The organism is Marinobacterium rhizophilum DSM 18822, from assembly GCF_000378045.1.
In the GTDB taxonomy this organism is placed as follows: Bacteria; Pseudomonadota; Gammaproteobacteria; order Pseudomonadales; family Balneatricaceae; genus Marinobacterium_A; species Marinobacterium_A rhizophilum.
Genome location: NZ_KB899092.1, coordinates 222,477 through 243,076, shown reverse-complemented (window position 1 = coordinate 243,076; position 20,600 = coordinate 222,477). Strand labels below are relative to the sequence as shown.

At 59.8% G+C, this 20,600-nt stretch carries 18 protein-coding genes; 5 read left to right on the top strand and 13 right to left on the bottom strand.

Annotated features, from left to right (window positions below):
- Positions 1-11: 11 nt before the first annotated feature.
- Entirely contained in the window at positions 12-1,205 is a 1,194-nt protein-coding gene (gene uxuA / locus F451_RS0105960) for a mannonate dehydratase (protein ID WP_020680444.1), read from the top strand.
- Positions 1,202-2,128 (top strand): sugar kinase, encoded by a 927-nt coding sequence (locus F451_RS0105955; RefSeq protein WP_020680443.1) that lies wholly within the window; start codon positions 1,202-1,204, stop codon positions 2,126-2,128. The genes uxuA and F451_RS0105955 overlap by 4 nt, the downstream gene beginning before the upstream one ends.
- Positions 2,129-2,188: 60 nt before the next feature.
- On the opposite strand, the gene F451_RS0105950 is transcribed toward F451_RS0105955, so the two are convergent.
- The 5 genes from F451_RS0105950 to F451_RS0105925 form a co-directional block, all read right to left on the bottom strand.
- On the bottom strand, positions 2,189-2,713 hold the full coding sequence (locus F451_RS0105950) for a gamma carbonic anhydrase family protein (protein ID WP_020680442.1): 525 nt from the start codon (positions 2,711-2,713) through the stop codon (positions 2,189-2,191).
- Positions 2,714-2,811: 98 nt separating this feature from the next.
- Positions 2,812-3,906 (bottom strand): 4-hydroxyphenylpyruvate dioxygenase, encoded by a 1,095-nt coding sequence (gene hppD, locus F451_RS0105945; protein ID WP_020680441.1) that lies wholly within the window; start codon positions 3,904-3,906, stop codon positions 2,812-2,814.
- A 595-nt stretch (positions 3,907-4,501) separates the two neighbouring features.
- The gene (locus F451_RS0105935) at positions 4,502-5,221 is read right to left on the bottom strand and encodes an LrgB family protein (RefSeq protein ID WP_020680439.1); all 720 of its coding nucleotides are present in this window, start codon (positions 5,219-5,221) and stop codon (positions 4,502-4,504) included.
- Positions 5,218-5,586: a CidA/LrgA family protein gene (locus tag F451_RS0105930; RefSeq protein ID WP_020680438.1), complete on the bottom strand. Its 369-nt coding sequence runs from the start codon at positions 5,584-5,586 to the stop codon at positions 5,218-5,220. The genes F451_RS0105935 and F451_RS0105930 overlap by 4 nt, the downstream gene beginning before the upstream one ends.
- A gap of 53 nt (positions 5,587-5,639) precedes the next feature.
- A complete protein-coding gene (locus tag F451_RS0105925) occupies positions 5,640-6,473 on the bottom strand; it encodes an IclR family transcriptional regulator (protein WP_020680437.1) in 834 nt (277 codons plus the stop codon).
- Here F451_RS0105925 and F451_RS27595 point away from each other — a divergent pair.
- Entirely contained in the window at positions 6,472-6,897 is a 426-nt protein-coding gene (locus F451_RS27595; RefSeq protein WP_156826385.1) for a hypothetical protein, read from the top strand. The genes F451_RS0105925 and F451_RS27595 overlap by 2 nt on opposite strands.
- A 61-nt stretch (positions 6,898-6,958) precedes the next feature.
- Here F451_RS27595 and glcF read toward each other — a convergent pair whose 3' ends face one another.
- The 8 genes from glcF to dctP form a co-directional block, all read right to left on the bottom strand.
- Entirely contained in the window at positions 6,959-8,170 is a 1,212-nt protein-coding gene (gene glcF, locus F451_RS0105915) for a glycolate oxidase subunit GlcF (protein WP_020680435.1), read from the bottom strand.
- A gap of 14 nt (positions 8,171-8,184) precedes the next feature.
- Positions 8,185-9,249, bottom strand: coding sequence for a glycolate oxidase subunit GlcE (glcE, locus tag F451_RS0105910; protein WP_020680434.1), 1,065 nt, complete (start codon positions 9,247-9,249; stop codon positions 8,185-8,187).
- Position 9,250: 1 nt separating this feature from the next.
- Positions 9,251-10,723: an FAD-linked oxidase C-terminal domain-containing protein gene (locus F451_RS0105905; protein WP_020680433.1), complete on the bottom strand. Its 1,473-nt coding sequence runs from the start codon at positions 10,721-10,723 to the stop codon at positions 9,251-9,253.
- 38 nt (positions 10,724-10,761) lie between these two features.
- On the bottom strand, positions 10,762-11,187 hold the full coding sequence (locus tag F451_RS0105900; protein WP_020680432.1) for a GlcG/HbpS family heme-binding protein: 426 nt from the start codon (positions 11,185-11,187) through the stop codon (positions 10,762-10,764).
- Between the two features lie 89 nt (positions 11,188-11,276).
- Positions 11,277-13,493, bottom strand: coding sequence for a malate synthase G (locus F451_RS0105895; RefSeq protein WP_020680431.1), 2,217 nt, complete (start codon positions 13,491-13,493; stop codon positions 11,277-11,279).
- Between the two features lie 138 nt (positions 13,494-13,631).
- Positions 13,632-15,185: a TRAP transporter large permease gene (locus F451_RS0105890; RefSeq protein ID WP_040879427.1), complete on the bottom strand. Its 1,554-nt coding sequence runs from the start codon at positions 15,183-15,185 to the stop codon at positions 13,632-13,634.
- Complete coding sequence (locus F451_RS0105885; protein WP_020680429.1) at positions 15,182-15,883, bottom strand: TRAP transporter small permease subunit; 702 nt, start codon at positions 15,881-15,883, stop codon at positions 15,182-15,184. Before F451_RS0105885 ends, F451_RS0105890 begins: the two co-directional genes overlap by 4 nt.
- A gap of 65 nt (positions 15,884-15,948) precedes the next feature.
- Positions 15,949-17,070, bottom strand: a complete 1,122-nt coding sequence (gene dctP, locus F451_RS0105880) for a TRAP transporter substrate-binding protein DctP (RefSeq protein WP_020680428.1) — start codon at positions 17,068-17,070, stop codon at positions 15,949-15,951.
- Positions 17,071-17,359: 289 nt separating this feature from the next.
- On the opposite strand from dctP, the gene F451_RS0105875 reads away from it, so the two are divergent.
- Together F451_RS0105875 and gcl are read left to right on the top strand one after the other, a co-directional pair.
- The gene (locus F451_RS0105875) at positions 17,360-18,100 is read left to right on the top strand and encodes an FCD domain-containing protein (RefSeq protein WP_020680427.1); all 741 of its coding nucleotides are present in this window, start codon (positions 17,360-17,362) and stop codon (positions 18,098-18,100) included.
- 705 nt (positions 18,101-18,805) lie between these two features.
- Positions 18,806-20,542, top strand: a complete 1,737-nt coding sequence (gene gcl / locus F451_RS24930) for a glyoxylate carboligase (protein ID WP_020680426.1) — start codon at positions 18,806-18,808, stop codon at positions 20,540-20,542.
- Positions 20,543-20,600: the final 58 nt, after the last annotated feature.

Below are 20,600 nucleotides of genomic sequence, written 5' to 3'. Positions count from 1 at the left end.
AGGATCACAACATGGAACATACCTGGCGCTGGTTCGGACCCAGTGACGACATTACCCTTAGCGACATCCGCCAGGCGGGCGCAACCGGCATCGTGACCGCACTGCATGAGATTCCCAACGGCGACGTCTGGCCGCTGGAGGCCATCCAGGCCCGCAAGGCCATGATCGAGGCGGCGGGTCTGCAATGGTCCGTGGTGGAGAGCATTCCGGTCCACGAAGACATCAAGCGACGCTGCGGCAACTATGCCCAGTACATTGCCGCCTATCAGCAAAGTATGCGCAATCTGGCGGCCTGTGGCATCAGCACCGTGTGTTACAACTTCATGCCCATGCTCGACTGGACACGCACCGATCTGGCCTACGAGCTGCCCGACGGCTCCCGCGCCCTGCGGTTTGACCAGATCGCCTTTGCCGCCTTTGAACTGTATATTCTCAAACGCCCGGGCGCTGAGGCCAGTTACAGTGCCGATGAGCAGGCCGCCGCACGCGCCTACCTGGAAAGTCTGTCGCCCGACGGTCACAGCAAGCTGGTGGCCACCATCATCGCCGGCCTGCCGGGGGCCGAAGAAAGCTATACCCTGGACGACTTCCAGCATGCCCTGACGGCCTACCAGGATATCGACAAGGACAGGCTGCGTGAGCATCTCAGGCTCTTCCTGCAAGCCATCATCCCGGTAGCCGAAGAATGCGGCATGCGCCTGGCGATTCACCCCGATGATCCGCCCCGACCCATCCTCGGCCTGCCGCGCATCGTCTCGAACCGCGAAGACGTGCAGTGGCTTATCGAACAGGTGCCCTCCCAGGCCAACGGTATTACCTTTTGCACCGGTTCCTACGGTGTACGGGCAGACAACGACCTCTGCGCCATGGCCAGCACCTTCGCCGATCGCATCTACTTTACCCATCTGCGTTCCACCGAACGGGAAGCGACGCCAGGCAGCTTCCATGAAGCCTCGCACCTGGCTGGGGACGCCAACCTGATCGATGTGATCCGCATCCTGCTGGAAGAAGAACAGCGCCGTGAACAGGCCGGCGACCTGCCCGCTATTCCCATGCGGCCCGACCACGGACACCAGATCATGGACGACCTGAGAAAAGCCGTTAAACCGGGTTACTCGGCGCTGGGCCGCATGAAAGGCCTGGCAGAACTGCGCGGTGCGGAACTGGCCATCAAGCGCTATGTACTTGGGAGCCGGCAGCCATGACGACGAGCCTGCCCTCTGTCGCCTGTATCGGCGAATGCATGGTGGAGCTGGCCCCCGCCGGGGATGGCCTGTATCGCCAGGGCTTTGCCGGCGACAGCTACAACACCGCCTATTACCTCAAGCAACTGCTGGGGTCCCGCGCCCACGTCAGCTACATCACCGCCCTGGGTGATGATCGCCTTAGCCAGCGCATGCTGGCGCAATTTCAGAGCAGTGGTCTGGATACCCGATTGATATCGATCCTGGCGGGCCGCTCTCCGGGCCTTTACATGGTGGAGAACGATGATAGCGGCGAGCGCTGGTTTCAGTACTGGCGCCAACAGTCAGCCGCGCGGTCGATGTTCGACGGTGCCGCCGGCACGGCGCTGCTTGACGCCCTTGCCAACTATGATGTGCTGTATCTGTCGGGTATATCCCTGGCCATCCTGGCGCCGGATGCACGTCAGCGCCTGATGGACATGCTGCGCCGCAGCCAGGCACGCATCGTCTTTGATCCCAACTACCGACCGGCGCTCTGGTCATCCGCGACAGAGGCCGCCGCGGCCATGGCCGAGATCGCCGCCTGTCATGCAACGGTACTTACCACCCTGGATGACGAGCATCTGCTGCACGGCCTGGACGATGCCGACCAGGTGATCGCGCACTGGCAGGCACTCGGCGCTGCCGAAGTCCTGATCAAGCAGGGTAGCGAAGGATGCCTGATCTCGACCGATCGACTCAGTGTCCCCGCCGAGATTGGCATCAAGCCGGTGGATACCACCGGTGCCGGCGACTCCTTTAATGCCGGCTACCTGGCCGGGAGACTGTCGGGCCTGGCGCCACAAGCCAGTGCCCGCCTGGCACACCGTCTGGCCGCCCAGGTTATCCAGCATCGCGGCGCCATCCTGCCCAGCGATGCGGTTCTGCCGACACTGACCGCTTAGTGACTCACTGACCGCCTATCCAGAAGCAAAAAGCTCCGCAGGGCAAACCCTCAAGCGCGTCTAGTCGATCCGCTTGAGAGTTGTCTTGTGTTGTCTCGCCCGTTCGACGTAGTGCTCGGCACTGGCGCGCAGGCCGGCGATGGTTGCCTCGTCAAGCTGCCTGACAACCTTGGCCGGGCTGCCGATAATCAGGCTGTTATCCGGAAAGACCTTGCCTTCGGTGACCAGTGCCCCTGCCCCCACCAGGCAGTTCTTGCCAATCACTGCGCCATTGAGCACCACCGCCTGAATGCCGATGAGGGAACCTTCGCCCACCGTGCAGCCGTGCAACATGGCCTGGTGGCCAACGGTCACATTCGCAGCCAGGGTCAGCGGAAAACCCATGTCCGTATGAAACACCGCGCCTTCCTGTACATTGCTGCCGACACCGATCTCGATGGTCTCGTTATCACCGCGCAGCACCGCCTGGGGCCAGACACTGGCGCCCTGGCGCAAGATCACCTTGCCAATCACCGTGGCCTGATCCGCCACATAGCTGTCGTCGTGAATGTCCGGCACCTGACCGTCGTACTGATAGATCGCCATTCTGAGCTCCTTATAAAAAAGATCAGCGCCACGGCACGGGGGCCGGGCGCTGAAAAAGAATTGTACTGTACCTGTCGGGCAGGGTGTTGCAGCGGATTCTATTTGTCGCCTTCTAATTTGTCGCCTTTTAGCACGCCGCGCTGGATCTGGTCGCGCTCGATCGATTCAAACAGCGCCTTGAAGTTGCCTTCGCCGAAGCCATCGTCCAGCTTGCGCTCAATAAACTCGAAGAATACCGGCCCCAGCAGGGTGTTGGAGAAGATCTGCAGCAACAGCTTCGGTGTGCCGCCTTCGGTGGTGCCATCCAGCAGGATGCCCCGCGCCTTCAGTTCATCCACCGGCTCTCCGTGGCCCGGCAGGCGCTCTTCGAGCATCTCGTAATAGGTCTCGGGGGGGGCAGTCATCAGCGGCACGCCCCGCTCGCGCAGGCGGTCAACACAGGCCGGCAGGTCGTTGCAGCGCAGAGCGATGTGCTGAATGCCTTCGCCATTGAACTGCATCAGGAACTCCTCGATCTGACCGTGGCCGCCGGACGCCTCCTCGTTCAGCGGAATGCGGATCTTGCCGTCCGGCGCCGTCATGGCCTTGGAGGTAAGCCCCGTGTATTCGCCCTTGATATCGAAGTAGCGGATTTCACGGAAGTTGAACAGACGCGTGTAGTAATCGGCCCAGTAGGCCATGCGCCCGCGGTAGACATTATGGGTCAGGTGATCGATCTCGTAGAAGCCGCAGCCTTCGGGATGCCGCTCCACGCCGTCGAGAAACTCGAAGTCGATATCGTAGATCGACAACCCCTCGTCGAAGCGGTCGATCAGATAGACCGGAGCGCCACCGATGCCCTTGATGGCCGGCAGCCGCAGCTCCATCGGGCCGGTCGGGATCTCCAGCGGCTGCGCGCCCTTGTCGAGCACGTATTTGTAAGCCTGCTGCGCATTGCGCACTCGAAAGCCAAGGCCGCAGGCCGAGGGGCCATGCTCCTGGGCAAAGTAGTCGGCCAGGCTTTTCTTCTCCCGGTTGAGGATGAAGTTGATGCCGCCCTGGCGATACAGATCCACCTGCTTGGAGCGGTGACGCGCCACCTTCGTGAAGCCGAGCAGCCGAAACACTTCGGCAACCTTTTCGGGGTCGGGCCCGGCAAATTCGACAAATTCGAAACCGCAGAGGCCAGCGGGATTTTCAAACAGATCAGTCATCTTCTTACCCTCCAGATTTCGGGTACTTTACCGGGCGACAGGACCAGAGCCCGTAACCGGCACCGTACGAATGCACAGTCGCTAGCCCGAAGCACGCAACCAGCACAGCCAGACCGAATACAGCGTGACAATTTAAGGATAGGCCCCCTTATAACCTCTGACAGCGGTTCATCCGTAATGCCCTTGAACACACGCAAATTCATCGCCACCGTCGGCGCGACAACTGCCCGGCGACAAAAAATATCAATGTGAACATCAGGATAATCCCAATCAGGTCCAGGCATATGCCCATGACGAGGATGATCACCAGGATAAGGCTTAGCGGGGTGAGGTTTGCCGATAGCAGCCAGTCGGAGATACCCGCCGGCACGCGGATGAGGTAATGGCTTGCACGAATTTCGCAGCGGCCGGTCTTGCTAACGACGTCATGTGGCCCAGGTCAATCGGGTCCATGCGACCGGGGCGCAAGCTTGCGATACCCTCATTGCACGGGCCCGTCAGCGCGCCGTCTTGACGCCCTGCGCGATATTGGTATCGAGGATCACGCTTTTGCTGTCGCGATTGAACGCGCAAACAGCCTATGTAAAGCCCGCCGCTACAGCCAGACCACGAGCAGGGTACCCGCCAGTATCGCCGTGAGCATCGCATTCAGCGCCATGCCGATAGAGCTGTAGACCCCCATGACACTGTTAACCTGGAAAGCCGCGGCAGTCCCAATGCCATGGGAGGTAACCCCCATGGCCAGCCCCTGGGCCCGCGCATCACGCACACCCAGGCGCGTCATCAGCGGTACGCCGATAATGGCACCAAAAATACCGGTTATGGCACACAGCACAGCGGCCAGCTCCGGAATGCCGCCCAGATCCTGAGCAATGCCCATGGCCACCGGTGCGGTGGCTGATTTGGGTACCAGGGTCAGCAAAATGGTACTGTCGAGCCCCAGCGCCCAGCCCAGCCCGACGGCGCTCAGCACCGAGACCAGCGAGCCGGCCACAAGCGCCGGAATCAGCGCCGGCAGACTGCGTCTGATGCTGCGCCGGTATTGCCAGATCGGCAGCGCCAGACAGACCACTGCAGGACCGAGCAACACGTGGATAAACTGTGCGCCGGCGAAATACTCGTCATAGCTCACCCCGGTGATACTGAGCAACAGAACCAGTTGGCACACGGTGAGCGCCATGGGGTTTAAAAACGCGGTCTGCCCTGCCCGCTCATACAGCGCGCGTGACAGCACAAAGGCGGCCAGCGTAATGAGCAGCCAGGCCAGCGGATCGCGCCCTAGATACACCCAGAATTGCCCGAAATCTGCATTCATGGCAGTAACTCCTCTTCCCGCGCGGGCGTGAAACGGCGCGCCAGGCGAGCAAATACCCAGGATGCAACCACCAGGCCTGCCAGCAGGCTCACCACCAGCACCAGCACCAGCCGCCCCAGAATGGGACTCACCAGATCCAGATGACTCACTATACCAACGGCCGCCGGCACAAACAGTAACGACAGGTTGGCCAGAAAGAAATTGTTAACCTGCTCCAGCTCCTGCCAGTGGCCCCGCATCACGGCCAGCACCAGCAAGAACAGCACCATGCCGACCACCGGCCCCGGTACGGGCAACGCCAATAGCTCGGCCAGTAGGGTGCCCAGTACCTGCAGGCCAATAATCAGTGTCAATGCACCGAGCATGAATCCGTCCTTTGCTATGCCTTGTTTAACCTGAGGATGTTTTTAGCGCCCTATCAGGCTGATACACGCTGTGCCGGACGGGTGCCACCGATGGCGCGGGTAATCGCATCGGCGGCGCGCATCACCGCCGCGCTGTAATGATCCAGCCGATCGGTACCGACACGCACGGACGGCCCGGAGATGGACACCGCGGCAATGACTTCTGCATTCTCGTCATAGATATTGGCCGCGATGCAGCGCAGGCCTGACACCTGTTCCTCATCATCAACGGCATAGCCCTGTTGCCGAATCCTGCGCAGCTCTTCCATAAAAGCCGCCGGGGTGGTGATGGTCTTCTGCGTCAGGGACGCAAGCCCGGTATGGTTGATGATGTTGGTGACTTCCGCATCGCTAAGGCCCGACAGCAGCGCCTTGCCGACACCGGCTGCGTGCAAGGTGCCGCGGCTGCCGATCTGCACCACCATGCGCATGACTTCGTTGCATTCCACCTGGCCGACAAACACATGGTTAAAGCCGTCCAGAATTGCGAGGTTCGAAGTCTCACCGGTTTCTGCCACCAGGCGTTTCATGTGCGCCCGGGCCTCGGCCACGAAATCGCGTTTCTTCAGGTAGGCGCTGCCCACCGAAAACGCCGTAACGCCCACTGACCAGAGCCCGGACTGCTCATCGAAATCGACAAAGTCCAGTTGGCGCATACTGTTGAGCAGGCGGTGCGCAGTAGAGGGGGCTAGACCCAGATCACCGGCCAGCTCTGTCAGATTCAGCCCGATGTCGGAGGAGGATATGCGTTTAAGGAGCAGCAGAGCGCGGGTCAGGGACTGTACCTGTACCGCGCTGGAGGAGGTTTTCTTGCCGGCTTTGGGCCCGTCATTCGGACTGTCGTTCATGGGTTCTGGAATCCTTGCAGAAGGCCTGCGCCACACAAACTGCCGGTTCTCCCAAGAAGGCTATCCCACATCACAGGTGCAATCAGCGGGAGCCGGCAGACTCAATGGGCGCCAGTTTATCACCCAAATGCCCACATCGCTGCCCCCTGTTTCCCGGAATTCGCAGGCTCATTCCAGCCTACAAACTGCAACCCGTAGGTTGGAAATGAGCGTAGCGAGTTCCGACATCCGCAGCGCAGCTGTGGGAAACAGCCGGATCTCAGCGATCCAGCAGTTCGATCCAGTGCTGCACCGGACGGTCCGCCTTGGATTCCAGATGCAGCTGGCAGCCGATATTGGCCGTTACGATCCGTTCGCGCGTCTTTTTGATAAAGAGTACCCGGTCAAGGCCTTAAGTTTGTTTGGCAGTATTGCTCGCTCATGATCGGCAGCAGCATGGATATTCCCAGTGCCTACCTGCCGCCTGACCATAAACCCTAGGCCCGCTAGCGATCCAGCAGTTCGATCCAGTGCTGAACCGGACGGTCCGCCTTGGATTCCAGATGCAGCTGGCAGCCGATATTGGCCGTGACGATCCGTTTGGGATCATCGCCGGTCAGCGCCTCGAGCTTGTTCTTCAGCAGCTTCTGGCTCATTTCCGGCTGCAGGATCGAATAGGTGCCGGCGGAGCCGCAGCACAGGTGCTTGTCCCGGGTTTTGGCCAGTTCTATGCCGGCCTTCTCCAATACCTGTTCCACCACACCACTCTGCTTCATGGCGTGCTGCAGCGTGCAGGGGCAATGGAACGCCACCTTGCCTGCGTCTTTTCCATTGGCCCCCAGCGCCGAGAGGTCTTCCTGTAACAGCACCTCCCCCAGGTCCCGCGTCAGCTCGCTGACGCGGCGCGCCTTCTCAGCGTAGGCCGGGTCAGAGCGCAACAGGTGTCCGTACTCCTGCACCATGGCGCCACAACCGGATGCGGTCATGACGATGGCCTCGGCGCCAGCCTCAATCGCCGGCCACCAGGCATCGATATTGCGGCGCATGAAATCCAGCCCCTCATCCTGTGCCGACAAATGGTAGCTCACCGCCCCGCAACAGCCGGCCCGGGGGGCTTCCACCAGGGTGATCCCCAAACGATCCAGCACCCGCGCCGCTGCCGCATTGGTGTTCGGTGCCGCTGCCGGCTGGGCACAGCCGGCCAGGGCCAGCATGACCCGGGGATGGCTGCTGGTCGGCCAGGGGCTGGCCTGGCGCCGTGGCGGCAGTTTTGCCTTGACCGCTGCCGGCAACAACGGTTTTACACTCTGTCCAAGGCGCAGCAGCGGTCCGAACCGATCCGGATACGGCAGCACCTTGCGCAGCCCCCAGCGCAGCAAGCGCTGAGCCCGTGGGCGCTCAAGTTTTTCGTCCACGATGGCGCGGCCGATATCCACCAGCCGTCCGTATTGAACGCCCGACGGACAGGTCGTCTCACAGCTGCGACACGTCAGGCAGCGATCCAGATGGGTGCGGGTTTTCTCGGTGACCGTGCCCTCCTCCAGCAACTGCTTGATCAGGTAGATACGCCCACGCGGACCGTCACGCTCGTCATTCAGCTCCTGGTAGGTCGGGCAGGTCGCCGTGCAAAAACCGCAGTGCACGCAGCTGCGCAGAATAGCCTCGGCTTCCTGCCCGCGGGCGCTCTGTTTGAACTCGGATACTATGTTTGTTTTCATCGCAAACCTGCCTGTTACATCCAGCTATACAGACGACCGGGATTGAAAACGCCATCCGGATCGAAAGACTGCTTGAGTCGCTGTTGAAGGGTTTGGAGCACCGGGGACTGTGCATGCATGACCTCCCCCTGCCGATCGCCGCCGCGGAACAGGCTGACCTGGCCACCCGCCGCCTCCGCCAGCTCCTGCATCTGTGCCATCGACGCATCGCCGCGATACCAGCGCTGGGCGCCGCCCCAGTCGAGCAGCCAGTCACCCTCAAGCGCAGGGTTGGCTGCGGTCGGGTTCACCGAAAAGCGCCACAGCGGCGCCGCACCGTCGAAAAATGCCAGTTCCTGGTCGCGCAGTGCCGCCCAGAAAGCATCACCATCGTCCAGCTGTTCCCCCTGCCCCTGCCATTGCCGCACAGTGGCATCCACCGCCGCCTGTGCACCGCTGAGGCGCAGGTAGAGACGGTTATCGAGCCAGCAGGCCGCCGACAACGGCTTGGGCTCGGCGGCGCGCCGGTTCATCAGCCCCAATGCTTCATTGAGCGGCATATCGAACACCAGAGTGCGCGTTACCGCAGGCTTGGGCAGCACCTTTAGACTCACTTCGGTGATCAGGCCCAGACTGCCCATGGCGCCGGCCTGCAGCCTGGAGACATCGTAGCCCGCGACGTTTTTCATCACCTGCCCGCCGAAGCGCAGATGTTCGCCACGGCCATTCAGCAACCGAATACCCAGCACCTGGTCACGCACCGAACTCCACCAGGGCCGGCCTGGTCCCGACTGATTACAGGCCAGGGTGCCCCCCAGGGTCGATTCGTTGCTAAAGCGTGGCGGCTCAAAGGACAGCATCTGACCCTGTTCATCCAGCGCCGCCACCAGTTCGGTCAGCGGCGTACCGGCCCGGGCCGTAAGTACCAGCTCCACCGGCTGATAGCTGACAATACCGCTGTGACCCGCCACCATAAGCGGTTCACCGCTGGAAACGCGTCCCATGAAGGACTTGCTGTTGCCGCCGATGATATTCAGTTTTGTGCCTGCATCGCGCGCAGACAGAATCTGTTCCTGCAGGCGTTTGGCTATATCCGCCATATCAGGCTGCTCCCTTTGTGGTCATGGATGCGGGCGCGGGCTTTGTCTCAAGTGCCCGGTGCTCCTGGCAGTGGCGCAATGTCGGCACGCCCTTGCCGGGATTCAGCGTGCCGGCCGGATCAAAGGCATCCTTGATGGCATTGAACTGAACCAGCTCCTGTTCATTGAACTGGATCGGCATCTGGCGAATCTTTTCGATGCCCACGCCATGTTCACCGGTGATGCAACCACCCACTTCGACACAGAGTTCAAGAATGCGGGCGCCGAATTCCTCCGTCTTCTCAAACTCGCCCGGCACGTTCGCATCAAACAGGATTAATGGATGCAGGTTGCCGTCGCCGGCATGAAATACATTGGCGACGCGCAACTGGTATTCGTCGGACATGCGCTGCATCTCGGTCAGTACATGGGCCAGCTGGCCTCGAGGAATGGTACCGTCCATGCAGTAGTAATCAGGTGAGATACGCCCCACCGCCGGGAACGCCGACTTGCGTCCTTTCCACAACAGGGCGCGTTCGGCCTCGCTTTGCGAGGTGCGTACCGAGGTGGCACCAAAGGTGGCAAACAGCCCTTCGACCTGGGTGATATGTTCCTGTACTTCCTCGGCGGTACCATCGACTTCGCATAACAACAAAGCCTGGGCGTCCCTGGGATAACCCGCCTTGGCGAAATCTTCTGCCGCACGGATGGCATGGGTATCCATCATTTCCAGCCCGGCGGGAATAATGCCGCGGGAAATGATGCCGCCCACGGCGTCGCCCGCCTGTTGTACGCTGTCAAACGCCGCCATCACCACCTGGGCCTTTTCAGGCTGGGGCAACAGCTTGACGGTGACTTCCGTCACAATGCCCAGCAAACCTTCGGAACCGGTTATCAGCGCCAGCAGGTCCATGCCGCAGCTGTCCAGGCCCTGGCTGCCGATAATGAGCTTCTCGCCCTCAACACTGAGCATCTCGACACTCAAAATGTTGTGCACCGTAAGGCCATACTTCAGGCAGTGCACGCCGCCAGAATTCTCCGCCACATTGCCGCCAATGGTGCAGGCAATCTGGGAAGACGGATCAGGCCCGTAATAGAGCCCATGCTCGGCAGCCGCTTCCGTAATGGCCAGATTGCGCACCCCCGGCTGTACCCGCGCGCTGCGTGCCAGCGGGTCGATCGACAGAATGCGATTGAACTTGGCCAGCGAAAGCACCACGCCCTCGGCGTGGGGCATGGCACCGGCACAGAGCCCGGTGCCGGCGCCGCGCGCCACCACCGGAATCGAATACTGGTGGCAGATACGCAGTACCCGCTGCACCTGCTGGACGGTTTCAGGCAAAACCACGATGAGCGGCATTTCGCAGTACATCGAAAGGCCATCGCACTCGTACGGGCGCAGGGTTTCTTCATCGACAATGACATATTCGGCGTCAATGAAATCCCGAAACATCTCGGCCAACTGGGCCTTGCCAGGTTTGTCTTGGTCAGTCATGAGAGCGCTCCACTTCTGCTATGGATGGTAGTGCTGCCTCAGGATCGACTTTTAAGAAAATAGTCGATGCCGGCCTGGGCACAGTCCATGTCCTGGGCGGGCGTGCCGGAACTCAAACCGATGCCGCCAACAACCTCACCATCGATCATAACAGGCAGGCCACCGCCCACCACACAGAGGCGGCCGCCGAGCGCGGTGTGAATGCCGAACACCAGATTGCCCGGCACACAGGCGGCGTTATATTCGTGGGTCGCCTTGCGCGCCGCACTGGCAGTGAAAGACTTGTCCTGGGCGATGGTAATACTGGTGACCTTGCCACCGTCCATGCGTTCAAATGCCAGCAGGTTGCCGGACTCATCGGTAATGGCGATGCACATGGGCACACCTATTTCAGTGGCCCGTGCTGTGGCGCCTGCGATAAGAAGGCGCGCATCGGCCTGATCGAGTCGATTGATGGTTAACATGGTATAGCTCCTATAAAAATAAACGTAGCGAAACGCGGGCGTTCCCCGCGTGCAGCCGCTGTCAGGTACGCGTCGATCGCGCGATAAAGTCAGCCCGCCTGTTGCATCAGCTGCAATGCCTTCTTTTCGCGCCGACGCTGATGCAGCAGCGGCTCGGTATAACCACTGGGCTGTTCACAACCCTTAAAAATCAGGTCGCAGGCCGCTTGAAACGCCACACTGTGTTCCAGTTCCGGCACCATGCGCCGATAGGCCGGATCCGCCGCATTCTGCGCGTCCACCACCACGGCCATGCGGCGCAGTGTATCCATCACCTGATCGTCGGTGCAGATGCCATGCAACAGCCAGTTGGCCAGATGCTGGCTCGATATGCGCAGCGTGGCGCGATCCTCCATCAGTCCGATGTTGTGAATATCCGGTACCTTGGAGCAACCGATACCCTGATCGATCCAGCGCACCACGTAGCCCAGGATCCCCTGTACATTATTGTCTACTTCCGCCTGTACCTGTTCAGCATTTAGGCGCGTGCCCTCCAGCAGCGGCGGGTTCAGCAGCGTTGCGAGTGTTGCCCGGTTGCTCCCTTCCAGCGCCGCCTGACGCTGCGCCACATTGACACGGTGATAGTGCGTGACGTGCAAGGTTGCAGCCGTGGGTGACGGCACCCAGGCGCAGCTCGCGCCCGCCTCTGGATGGGCGATCTTGGCCTCGATCATCTGCTTCATCTCATCCGGCATGGCCCACATGCCCTTGCCGATCTGGGCACGGCCGCGCAAGCCGCAGGCCAGCCCGATATCGACATTGCGGTCCTCGTAGGCACTGATCCAGGGCTGCGCCTTGATGGCATCCTTGGGCAGAACCGGACCCGCCTGCATGCAGGTGTGAATCTCGTCACCGGTGCGATCCAGAAAGCCGGTATTGATGAAGAACAGCCGCTCGCGCACCGCCCGAATACACTCGGCCAGGTTCGCCGAGGTACGACGTTCTTCATCCATGACACCCACTTTTAGCGTATTCGGTGCCAGTCCCAGCAGCTGTTCCACCTGCGTGAACAGCTCATTCGTCAGCGCGGCCTCTTCGGGCCCGTGCATCTTTGGCTTGACGATATAGAGGCTGCCTGCGCGGCTGTTACGCCCTGCGTTGGTGCCCTGAAGATCATGCAACGCGCAAAGGCTCGTAATCACCGCATCGAGAAAGCCCTCCGGCACCGGCTGGTTGTCCCGATCCAGAACCGCATCGGTGGTCATCAGGTGGCCGACATTGCGCACAAGCAACAGGCTGCGCCCGTGCAGACACAGAGGCTCCCCCGTCGGCGTGCTGTAGTGGCGATCGCCGTTCAGGCGCCGCGTTATCTGCTGCTCGCCCTTGGTAAAGGTTTCCTGCAGAGTGCCCTGCATCAGCCCCAGCCAGCTGCGATAGACCTGCACCTTGTCAGGCCCGTCCACCGCCGCCACCGAGTCTTCACAATCCATGATGGTGCTCAGTGCAGACTCAAGCACCACATCCTTCAGGCCCGACGCCGACAGCGCGCCCACCGGGTGTTCACGATCCAGCTGCAGCTCGATATGCAGGCCATGGTTGCGCAGCAATAGCGTTTGCCCCGTGCCCTGGGATTCGGTCCCAAACCCGACGAACTGCTGCGGGTCTTTCAGTGCCGTTGTCTCACCGTTGCCCAGCCTAACCGCCAGGCGAGTGCTGCCCGCGCTCTCCACCAGGCTATAGCTCAGCACCAGCGCATGGCTGCCACTGGCCAGGGGTACCGCCTGATCCAGAAAGTCCGCTGCCCAGGCGATTACACGCGCCGCGCGCACCGGATTGAAGCGTGTACCTTTTTCGCCGCCCTCACCTGCATCAATGACATCGGTACCATAGAGCGCGTCATACAGGCTGCCCCAGCGCGCATTGGCGGCGTTGAGGGCAAAGCGGGGATTGTTGACCGGCACCACCAGTTGCGGACCGGCGATAAGGGCGATCTCCTCATCGACATTGCGCGTTTCAATCTCGAAGGGATCACCTTCGGGAACCAGGTAACCGATATCTGTCAGAAAGGCCTGATACTGCACCGGGTCGATAGGCCCGTTGCCATGCCGAGTGCGATAACTGCGGTGCCAGTCGTCAATCTGCTGCTGCAGGCTGTCACGTCGATCCAGCAAACGGCGGTTTACCGGCCCCAGGTCATCCAGCAGGGTCTCGAACCCGGACCAGAAATACTCAGGGTCTATACCGGTGCCGGGCGTAATTTCATTGGCAACCAGCGCATAGAGGTCGGCCGATATCTTGAGCCCACCGGTTTTGATTCTGTTGGTCATTATTTCTACTCGCTTTGGTTGTGACCGGCGACAGGATGCCCCCGTCGCCGGCATACCAGTCCCGTGAAAAAGTTCTCGATCCCTGAGCGGGCTTAGTCGTTGAGCGGGCCATCCGCCGGACGGCCCGGATTAGAGGGTCTAGCCATAGACCAGGTTTGGCAGCCAGGTCACCACACTTGGCATCAGCACGCAGATCATCAAGCCCAGGGCCTGCAGTGCCAGGAACACCAGGGATGACTTGAAGATCGTAGCCATGGTGATTTCCGGCGGACAGACGCCGCGGATATAGAACAGCGCGTAGCCGAAAGGCGGGCTGAGAAACGACATCTGCATGTTCACCAGATAGAGCACACCGAACCAGAGCACCACGTCTTCTCCGGCGACACCCGGCAGCCCGAACAGACCATCAAACTGCAGTGCCTGCACGATCGGGATGAAGATGGGTACTGCCAGCAGCAGGATACCAACCCAGTCGAGGAACATGCCCAGCACGACCAGCAGGATCATCAGCAGGAACAGGATGCCGTAGGCCGACATGCCCGTGGACAGGATCGACTGGGTAATGAATTCCTGGCCACCCTGCAGGATGTAAAAGCCGACGAACACAGAGGCGCCAAACATGATCCACAGCACCATGGCGGATGCCTTGGCGGTGGTGACTGACGCGTCCTTGAGTGCTTCCACCGAGAAGGCACCGTGCTTCATCGCCACCAGCATGGCACCGAAAGATCCGATCCCGGCCGCTTCCACCGGCGTGGCGATACCGCCAAACAGCAGGCCAAGCACCAGCATCACCAGCACCAGCGGTGCGACCAGATCCTTGAGCAGCATCAACTTCTGCCCGAAGGAGATGCGTTCTTCCATCGGCACCGGCGGCCCCAGCGTGGGGTTAAGCTTGGTGCGGATCAGTACATAGGCGATATACATGCCTGATAGCATCAGCCCCGGAATGATGGACCCGAGGTAGAGTTCGCCCACCGACTGCTGTGCCACCACCGCATAGAGGATCGCCAGGATCGACGGTGGTATCAGAATGCCCAGGGTGCCACCGGCCATGATGGAGCCCAGCGCAATCTGATGGTCATAGCCACGTTTGAGCATGGCCGGCAGGGCGATAATGCCCATGGTCACCACGGCGGCGCCGATAACACCCACCATCGCTGCCAGGATCGTCGACGCCAGAATCGTGGCCGTCGCAAGTCCGCCACTCAGGCCACCCATCCATTTGTAGACGACGTTGAACATTTCCTCGATAAGACCCGCGCGTTCCAGCATCGACGCCATGAAGATGAACAGCGGTATGGCGGCCAGATCCGAGTTGGTCATCATGGGGAAAATGCGCCCCGGAATGATGTTCAGCATGGTGGAGTCCCCCACCAGGTAGATAAACATCACCCCCAGACCGCCGGTGACGAAGGTCAGCGGCAGCCCCATCATCAGCGCCACCAGCAGAGAACCGAACATCAGGTAGGTCAGCGGCCCGATGGCCACATTCTCCAGGCTGCCGGCCAGGCGGAACAGAAAATACTCCTCTTCATAGGGGTCGTAGAACAGCGTATTGATCACTTCGACACCGATGATCAATGCCATGGCCAGCGTGGCCAGAATCATCAGCCCGGTACCCAGGTTACCGATGACCGAACCTCCCAACCGGGGGGGGCTCAGGTTTGCTTGCATCACTTTTGTATTCACGTGTTTTTCCCCCGTCCCATAAGGACGAACAGCGCAATGTCCTTAATCAGTTTCGAGATCCCGGCCAGCAGAATCAGCACGGCGCCGAGCAGCATGACGGCCTTGACCGGCCAGTACTGGATGCCCCAGGTTTCCACCGTGGTTTCATGCATGGCGTAGGCATCGGCAAAAAAGGTCCAGGACGTCCAGACCAGGGCCAGCGCGAAGATGAAAAAGAACATGGACGTAAAGATATCCATGCCGACACGTCCGCGTTCCGGCAGGAAGTTGTACATGACATCCACCCGCACGTGGGATCCGTGCAACAGTGCGAAACCGCCCGCCAGCAGGTACTGCATGCCCAGCAACAGGAAGCTGGCCTCATGCACCCAGACCGTCGGCATGTTGAACACATAGCGCATGATGACTTCGAAAAAGTAAAAGCAGACCGCGTTTACCGTCCAGAAAGACACGAAAACACCGGATTTCTCGCTCGTCCAGTCGATGATCCGGGTCAGGCGATTGCCTTTAAAATGGTATTTGATTACGGGATCGTCATCGGCCTTGAGTTCGCTTTCCGGTGTCGTCGAGGATGCAAGCGCCCCCCTTTTTTTCACTTCCCGCCGATCCAGCGCAATCATGATCAGCGGCATAACCGCCAGCCAGCCCCAGTAAAACCAGTGCGGCATGACGAAACCAAAGCCTTCTAAATCAGACATGACCTACTACCTCGCATAATGAACAGGGAGGGCCGGCAGCCCTCCCCCGTATTCAGCCCGCTTTGTTACTTCAGACCCTTGATGTCATCGGGAGTGATGTAGCCGACGGTATCGTTCATCATGTAATCGAGCTGGATGTCAAAGATCGCCCGGGCATCCGCATCCTTGTTAGCCCAGTTGAACCAGATGGGAAGCGCAGCCTGGCGAAACGCCTGTACATCCGCCTGTGACAGACGCGATACAGAGGTGCCATCAGCCTTGAACTTTTCCATGGCCGCAATATTGCGCTTCTGGATGGTCAGGTAGTGGCGCTGCGAGTAGTTGCGTACCTCATCCTCGACAATTTTCTGCACCTTGGGTGAGAGCTTGTTCCAGGAACGCAGGTTAACGGTAAGGTCCATCAAATCCACCGGCTGGTAGATCGACATGACGCCCGGAGGCCCCATCAGGATGGTATCGGTCACCTGTGAAAAGCCCAGTTCATAGTTAACCGCAGGGCCTACATAGTCCGCTGCGTCTATGGTGCCTTTCTCCAGCGCCGGAAAAATATCCGATCCCGGCAGGCTGACGCTGGATACGCCAAACTTGCCAAAGACTTCCGCCACCATGCCGCCTGGCAGACGAATCTTCATGCCCTTGAGGTCATCCAGGGATTTAACCGCCTTCTTGGAATGGATGATGTTGGCGTCATGCTGAATGGGGCCGACATAGAAGAGGCCGAATTTCTTGTAGATCTCACGGGTTTTTTCCAGCATGCCCATGCTGTAGAACATGGTGTCCCACTGCGCGGGCTGATCGGGGCCTGCCGGGTACGAGGTCAGGAATACTGAGGCAGGGATCTTGCCGGACCAGTAAATAGTGAACGGGTTCATACCCTGCAGCACGTTGTTACGCACCGCATCGAACAAGGCATTATTATCTGCCGCAACAGATTTGGCCGGAAACGGCTTGATCTTCAGCTCGCCACCGGTCTTTTCCTCCATCTCGCCGGCCCATTGTTCAAACAGGTCATACCCAACGGTGCCCGCATCCCATACGGACTGCACTTTCCAGGTCTGCGCAGCAGAGGCCTGGGCCGGTGCCAACAGGGTCGTGCCCACCAGGGCGGCGGATGCCAAAGCGATAGATTTCAGAAATCCGCGCCGGCGCGGTGTGGACGTATCGGTCTTGGTGTACGGGTTGATCATCGGATGTCTCCAGATGTCTTGTTATTGTATTAGTCAATGTGGCTCGGGGGTGTGAGGCACGGATCTGAACCCAGGATTCGGGCTCGTTCGAAATGCCATGCCCCCTTGCTGGCACCGAGATTCGCCGTAACGCGGCGCCACGTCCATCGAATACACGACTGGTCTGACCAGTTTATTTCACCCCGATATGGACGCTTCAGGGCCTATAGTCGATAGTATGTCGGGCTGCAGCCATGCTGCGCTGTCCTGTACATACGCTACGGAGAACTGGTCTAACCAGTACAAAAAGATGGAAAACAAAGCCCCGCCCATCGCCCAGTCGATCGCACGACACCTGGAAGAACTGATTCTTGACGGCACCCTGGCACCGGAACAGAAAATACCGTCTGAACGTGCACTGTCGGCAAAACTCGGCGTTTCCCGTGCCATCATTCGCGAAGCCCTGCACGAACTGCATGGGCGCGGCATCATTGAAACCCGCCATGGCAAGGGGTCCTTCGTTGCCAGTATTGTCACGGAGCCTGACGAAACAGGTCCGCTAATGAACCTGTATTTTGGCCATGCCCGCACACTCTACGACCTGTTCGAAGTGCGCGAGCAGCTTGAAGGCCAGGCGGCCTACCTCGCCGCGCAGCGTGCCACCGACAAGGACCAGTACCGTATTACCCAGGCCTTTGAAGCCATGGAGGCGGCTGACCCCCTGACCAATGCCCACCTGGACCACGCCTTCCACCGCGCCATCGCAAGCGCTGCCCACAACCCGGTGCTGGTGCACATTCTTAACAGCCTGAAGAACCTGATGCTGTACTCGGTGCAGGCCTCGGTACTGAATCTCAGCCACCGCACCGCCTTCAAGCAGCAGATCGACAAGCACCACCGACAGATCTACCACGCCATCATCAGCCGCCAGGCCCCGTGGGCAAAAAAAGCCGCCATGGCCCATGTGCGCCATGTCAGTGACGCCTTGCGCCAGATCGAGCAACAGGAAAAGAACATCATTCGCGCAGCCCTGACCGACAGCGAGACCTGAGCCCTCGCGCGAATGGCTCAACAGGCTGTTGAAACGGATTGATCAAGCCGGATCGACGAAAAACAGCCGTTTGCGTGGTGCAAATGAACATGCTGACCGGGTCCGGCCCTGCGAGGATTTCTAGCAGGATGTGCCCTGCAGGCCGGCTCTGAACGGCCGGTTAACACCCGGAGTCCCTCCCCGCCCTTTTCGGCCACCCCCTGACTGACAGCAGTCCTCGCCCCATCGACCGACTTCACAAAGCGCTTCTTCGCTGCGCGAGCCCGTCCGCCGCGCGACGCGCAGGCGTACTACCCGTATCGATCCCTACCCCGTTTCAACCTCCCCGTGCTCCGGCGTTTTTCCAGGACAGAGCGGGTCCGTTCAGTGCACCTCGCCCACCGTTTGGCCGAGCGGCACGCATCTATAAGAAAAACCTTTTTAAGATTCATTTTTACTGAGTGGAATTTTTATGATTTCCACAAATGACCTATATAAAGATTATAACTTTTTGTTTTTAAATAATTTTAACAAACAAAAACTAACACAAAACATCTTCCACAATATGAAATCAACTTCCATTATAGTTGAACGGTATCCCCATACCTGTTCTACTGGCCTCAACAGCGCGGCACACCCGGTTACAGACTCTTGCACGGCAAGCACCTAATCGACCCGGCGCGCCATTCGATGCGGATTCACTACTAGACCTGGGAGGCCATCACCATGGCGAAGATGAGAGCAATAGAAGCGGCAGTTGAAATTCTGAAAATCGAAGGCATCGACACGGCCTTCGGCGTTCCGGGTGCGGCGATCAACCCGATGTATGCGGCCATGAAAAAGCTCGGCGGCATCGACCATGTACTGGCGCGCCACGTTGAAGGCGCCTCCCACATGGCCGAGGGCTATACCCGCAGCACACCCGGCAACATCGGCGTTTGCATCGGCACCTCCGGGCCCGCCGGTACCGACATGATTACCGGGCTCTATTCAGCCTCCGCCGACTCCATTGCCATGCTGTGCATTACCGGCCAGGCACCCCGAGCCCGGCTGCACAAGGAAGACTTCCAGGCCGTGGACATCGAGACCATCGCCAAACCCGTTACAAAATGGGCCACCACCGTACTGGAGCCCGGACTTGTGCCGCAGGTTTTCCAGCAGGCGTTTCACCTGATGCGCTCAGGTCGCCCAGGCCCCGTCCTGATCGACCTGCCGATTGATGTGCAAATGGCGGAAATCGAATTCGATCCCGAAATGTATGAGCCGATGTCGGCCTACAAACCCACCGCAACCCGCAAACAGATCGAACGGGCGCTGGAAATGCTCAATGCGTCCGAGCAGCCGTTGCTGGTCGCGGGCGGGGGCATCATCAATGCCAACGCGTCGGCCAAACTGGTGGAGTTCGCTGAGATCATCGGTGTACCGGTTATTCCGACACTCATGGGCTGGGGATCAATCTCAGACGATCACCCGCTGATGGCCGGCATGGCCGGACTGCAGACGTCGCACCGCTATGGTAACGCCACGATGCTTGAATCAGACTTTGTACTGGGTATTGGCAACCGCTGGGCCAACCGCCACACGGGCTCGGTTGACGTTTACACCCAGAACCGTACCTTCGTGCATGTCGATATCGAGCCCACCCAGATTGGCCGTGTCTTTACGCCGGATCTGGGTATCGTTTCCGATGCCGGCAGCGCGCTGGAGCTGTTTGTCGAGGTCGCGCGTGAATGGAAAGCCGCCAACCGTCTCAAGGATCGTTCGGCCTGGGCCGCCGACTGCCTGGAACGCAAGCAGACCATGGGGCGACGCAGCGACTTTGACAATATTCCCGTCAAGCCACAGCGTGTCTATGCAGAAATGAACGCGGCGTTCGGCGAGGATACGTGCTATGTCACCACCATTGGCCTGTCACAGATTGCGGCGGCCCAGTTTCTACACGTTTACAAGCCGCGCAACTGGATCAATGCCGGCCAGGCCGGTCCGCTGGGCTGGACAGCGCCCGCGGCACTGGGTGTCGTCAAGGCCAACCCGGATCGGGAGGTCGTTGCGATTTCCGGCGACTACGATTTCCAGTTCATGATCGAGGAGCTGGCGGTGGGTGCGCAGTTCAACCTGCCCTACATCCACGTACTGGTAAACAACTCCTACCTGGGGCTGATTCGCCAGGCACAGCGCAACTTCGATATTGATTACTGCGTCCAGCTGGCATTTGACAATATCAATGCACCAGAATTGGAAGGCTACGGTGTCGATCACGTTGCCGTAGTCGAAGGGCTGGGCTGCAAGGCCATACGGGTACGGGATCCCAACGACATTGGCGCCGCCCTTGAAGAGGCCAAGCGCATCAAGGCACAGTACCGCGTACCGGTTGTCGTTGAAATTATCCTGGAGCGTGTCACCAACATCTCCATGGGTACCGAGATCGACAACATCAATGAATTTGAGTCCCTGCCGGCCTGATGGGCCGCCAGTACAACATCAAGCCAGCCCCGGCACAGACCGGGGTGGCGAGTGACCC

What these genes read in the sequence shown, in the direction of transcription:
- glcF (WP_020680435.1), bottom strand. Translation starts at nt 8,170, where the DNA reads ATGAAAACAAACATAGTATCCGAGTTCAAACAGAGCGCCCGCGGGCAG.
- F451_RS0105900 (WP_020680432.1), bottom strand. Translation starts at nt 11,187, where the DNA reads ATGTTAACCATCAATCGACTCGATCAGGCCGATGCGCGCCTTCTTATC.
- F451_RS0105925 (WP_020680437.1), bottom strand. Translation starts at nt 6,473, where the DNA reads ATGAACGACAGTCCGAATGACGGGCCCAAAGCCGGCAAGAAAACCTCC.
- gcl (WP_020680426.1), top strand. Translation starts at nt 18,806, where the DNA reads ATGGCGAAGATGAGAGCAATAGAAGCGGCAGTTGAAATTCTGAAAATC.
- F451_RS0105950 (WP_020680442.1), bottom strand. Translation starts at nt 2,713, where the DNA reads ATGGCGATCTATCAGTACGACGGTCAGGTGCCGGACATTCACGACGAC.
- uxuA (WP_020680444.1), top strand. Translation starts at nt 12, where the DNA reads ATGGAACATACCTGGCGCTGGTTCGGACCCAGTGACGACATTACCCTT.
- F451_RS0105955 (WP_020680443.1), top strand. Translation starts at nt 1,202, where the DNA reads ATGACGACGAGCCTGCCCTCTGTCGCCTGTATCGGCGAATGCATGGTG.
- glcE (WP_020680434.1), bottom strand. Translation starts at nt 9,249, where the DNA reads ATGGCGGATATAGCCAAACGCCTGCAGGAACAGATTCTGTCTGCGCGC.
- F451_RS0105905 (WP_020680433.1), bottom strand. Translation starts at nt 10,723, where the DNA reads ATGACTGACCAAGACAAACCTGGCAAGGCCCAGTTGGCCGAGATGTTT.
- F451_RS0105885 (WP_020680429.1), bottom strand. Translation starts at nt 15,883, where the DNA reads ATGTCTGATTTAGAAGGCTTTGGTTTCGTCATGCCGCACTGGTTTTAC.
- dctP (WP_020680428.1), bottom strand. Translation starts at nt 17,070, where the DNA reads ATGATCAACCCGTACACCAAGACCGATACGTCCACACCGCGCCGGCGC.
- F451_RS0105895 (WP_020680431.1), bottom strand. Translation starts at nt 13,493, where the DNA reads ATGACCAACAGAATCAAAACCGGTGGGCTCAAGATATCGGCCGACCTC.
- F451_RS0105935 (WP_020680439.1), bottom strand. Translation starts at nt 5,221, where the DNA reads ATGAATGCAGATTTCGGGCAATTCTGGGTGTATCTAGGGCGCGATCCG.
- F451_RS27595 (WP_156826385.1), top strand. Translation starts at nt 6,472, where the DNA reads ATGGGTTCTGGAATCCTTGCAGAAGGCCTGCGCCACACAAACTGCCGG.
- hppD (WP_020680441.1), bottom strand. Translation starts at nt 3,906, where the DNA reads ATGACTGATCTGTTTGAAAATCCCGCTGGCCTCTGCGGTTTCGAATTT.
- F451_RS0105875 (WP_020680427.1), top strand. Translation starts at nt 17,360, where the DNA reads ATGGAAAACAAAGCCCCGCCCATCGCCCAGTCGATCGCACGACACCTG.
- F451_RS0105930 (WP_020680438.1), bottom strand. Translation starts at nt 5,586, where the DNA reads ATGCTCGGTGCATTGACACTGATTATTGGCCTGCAGGTACTGGGCACC.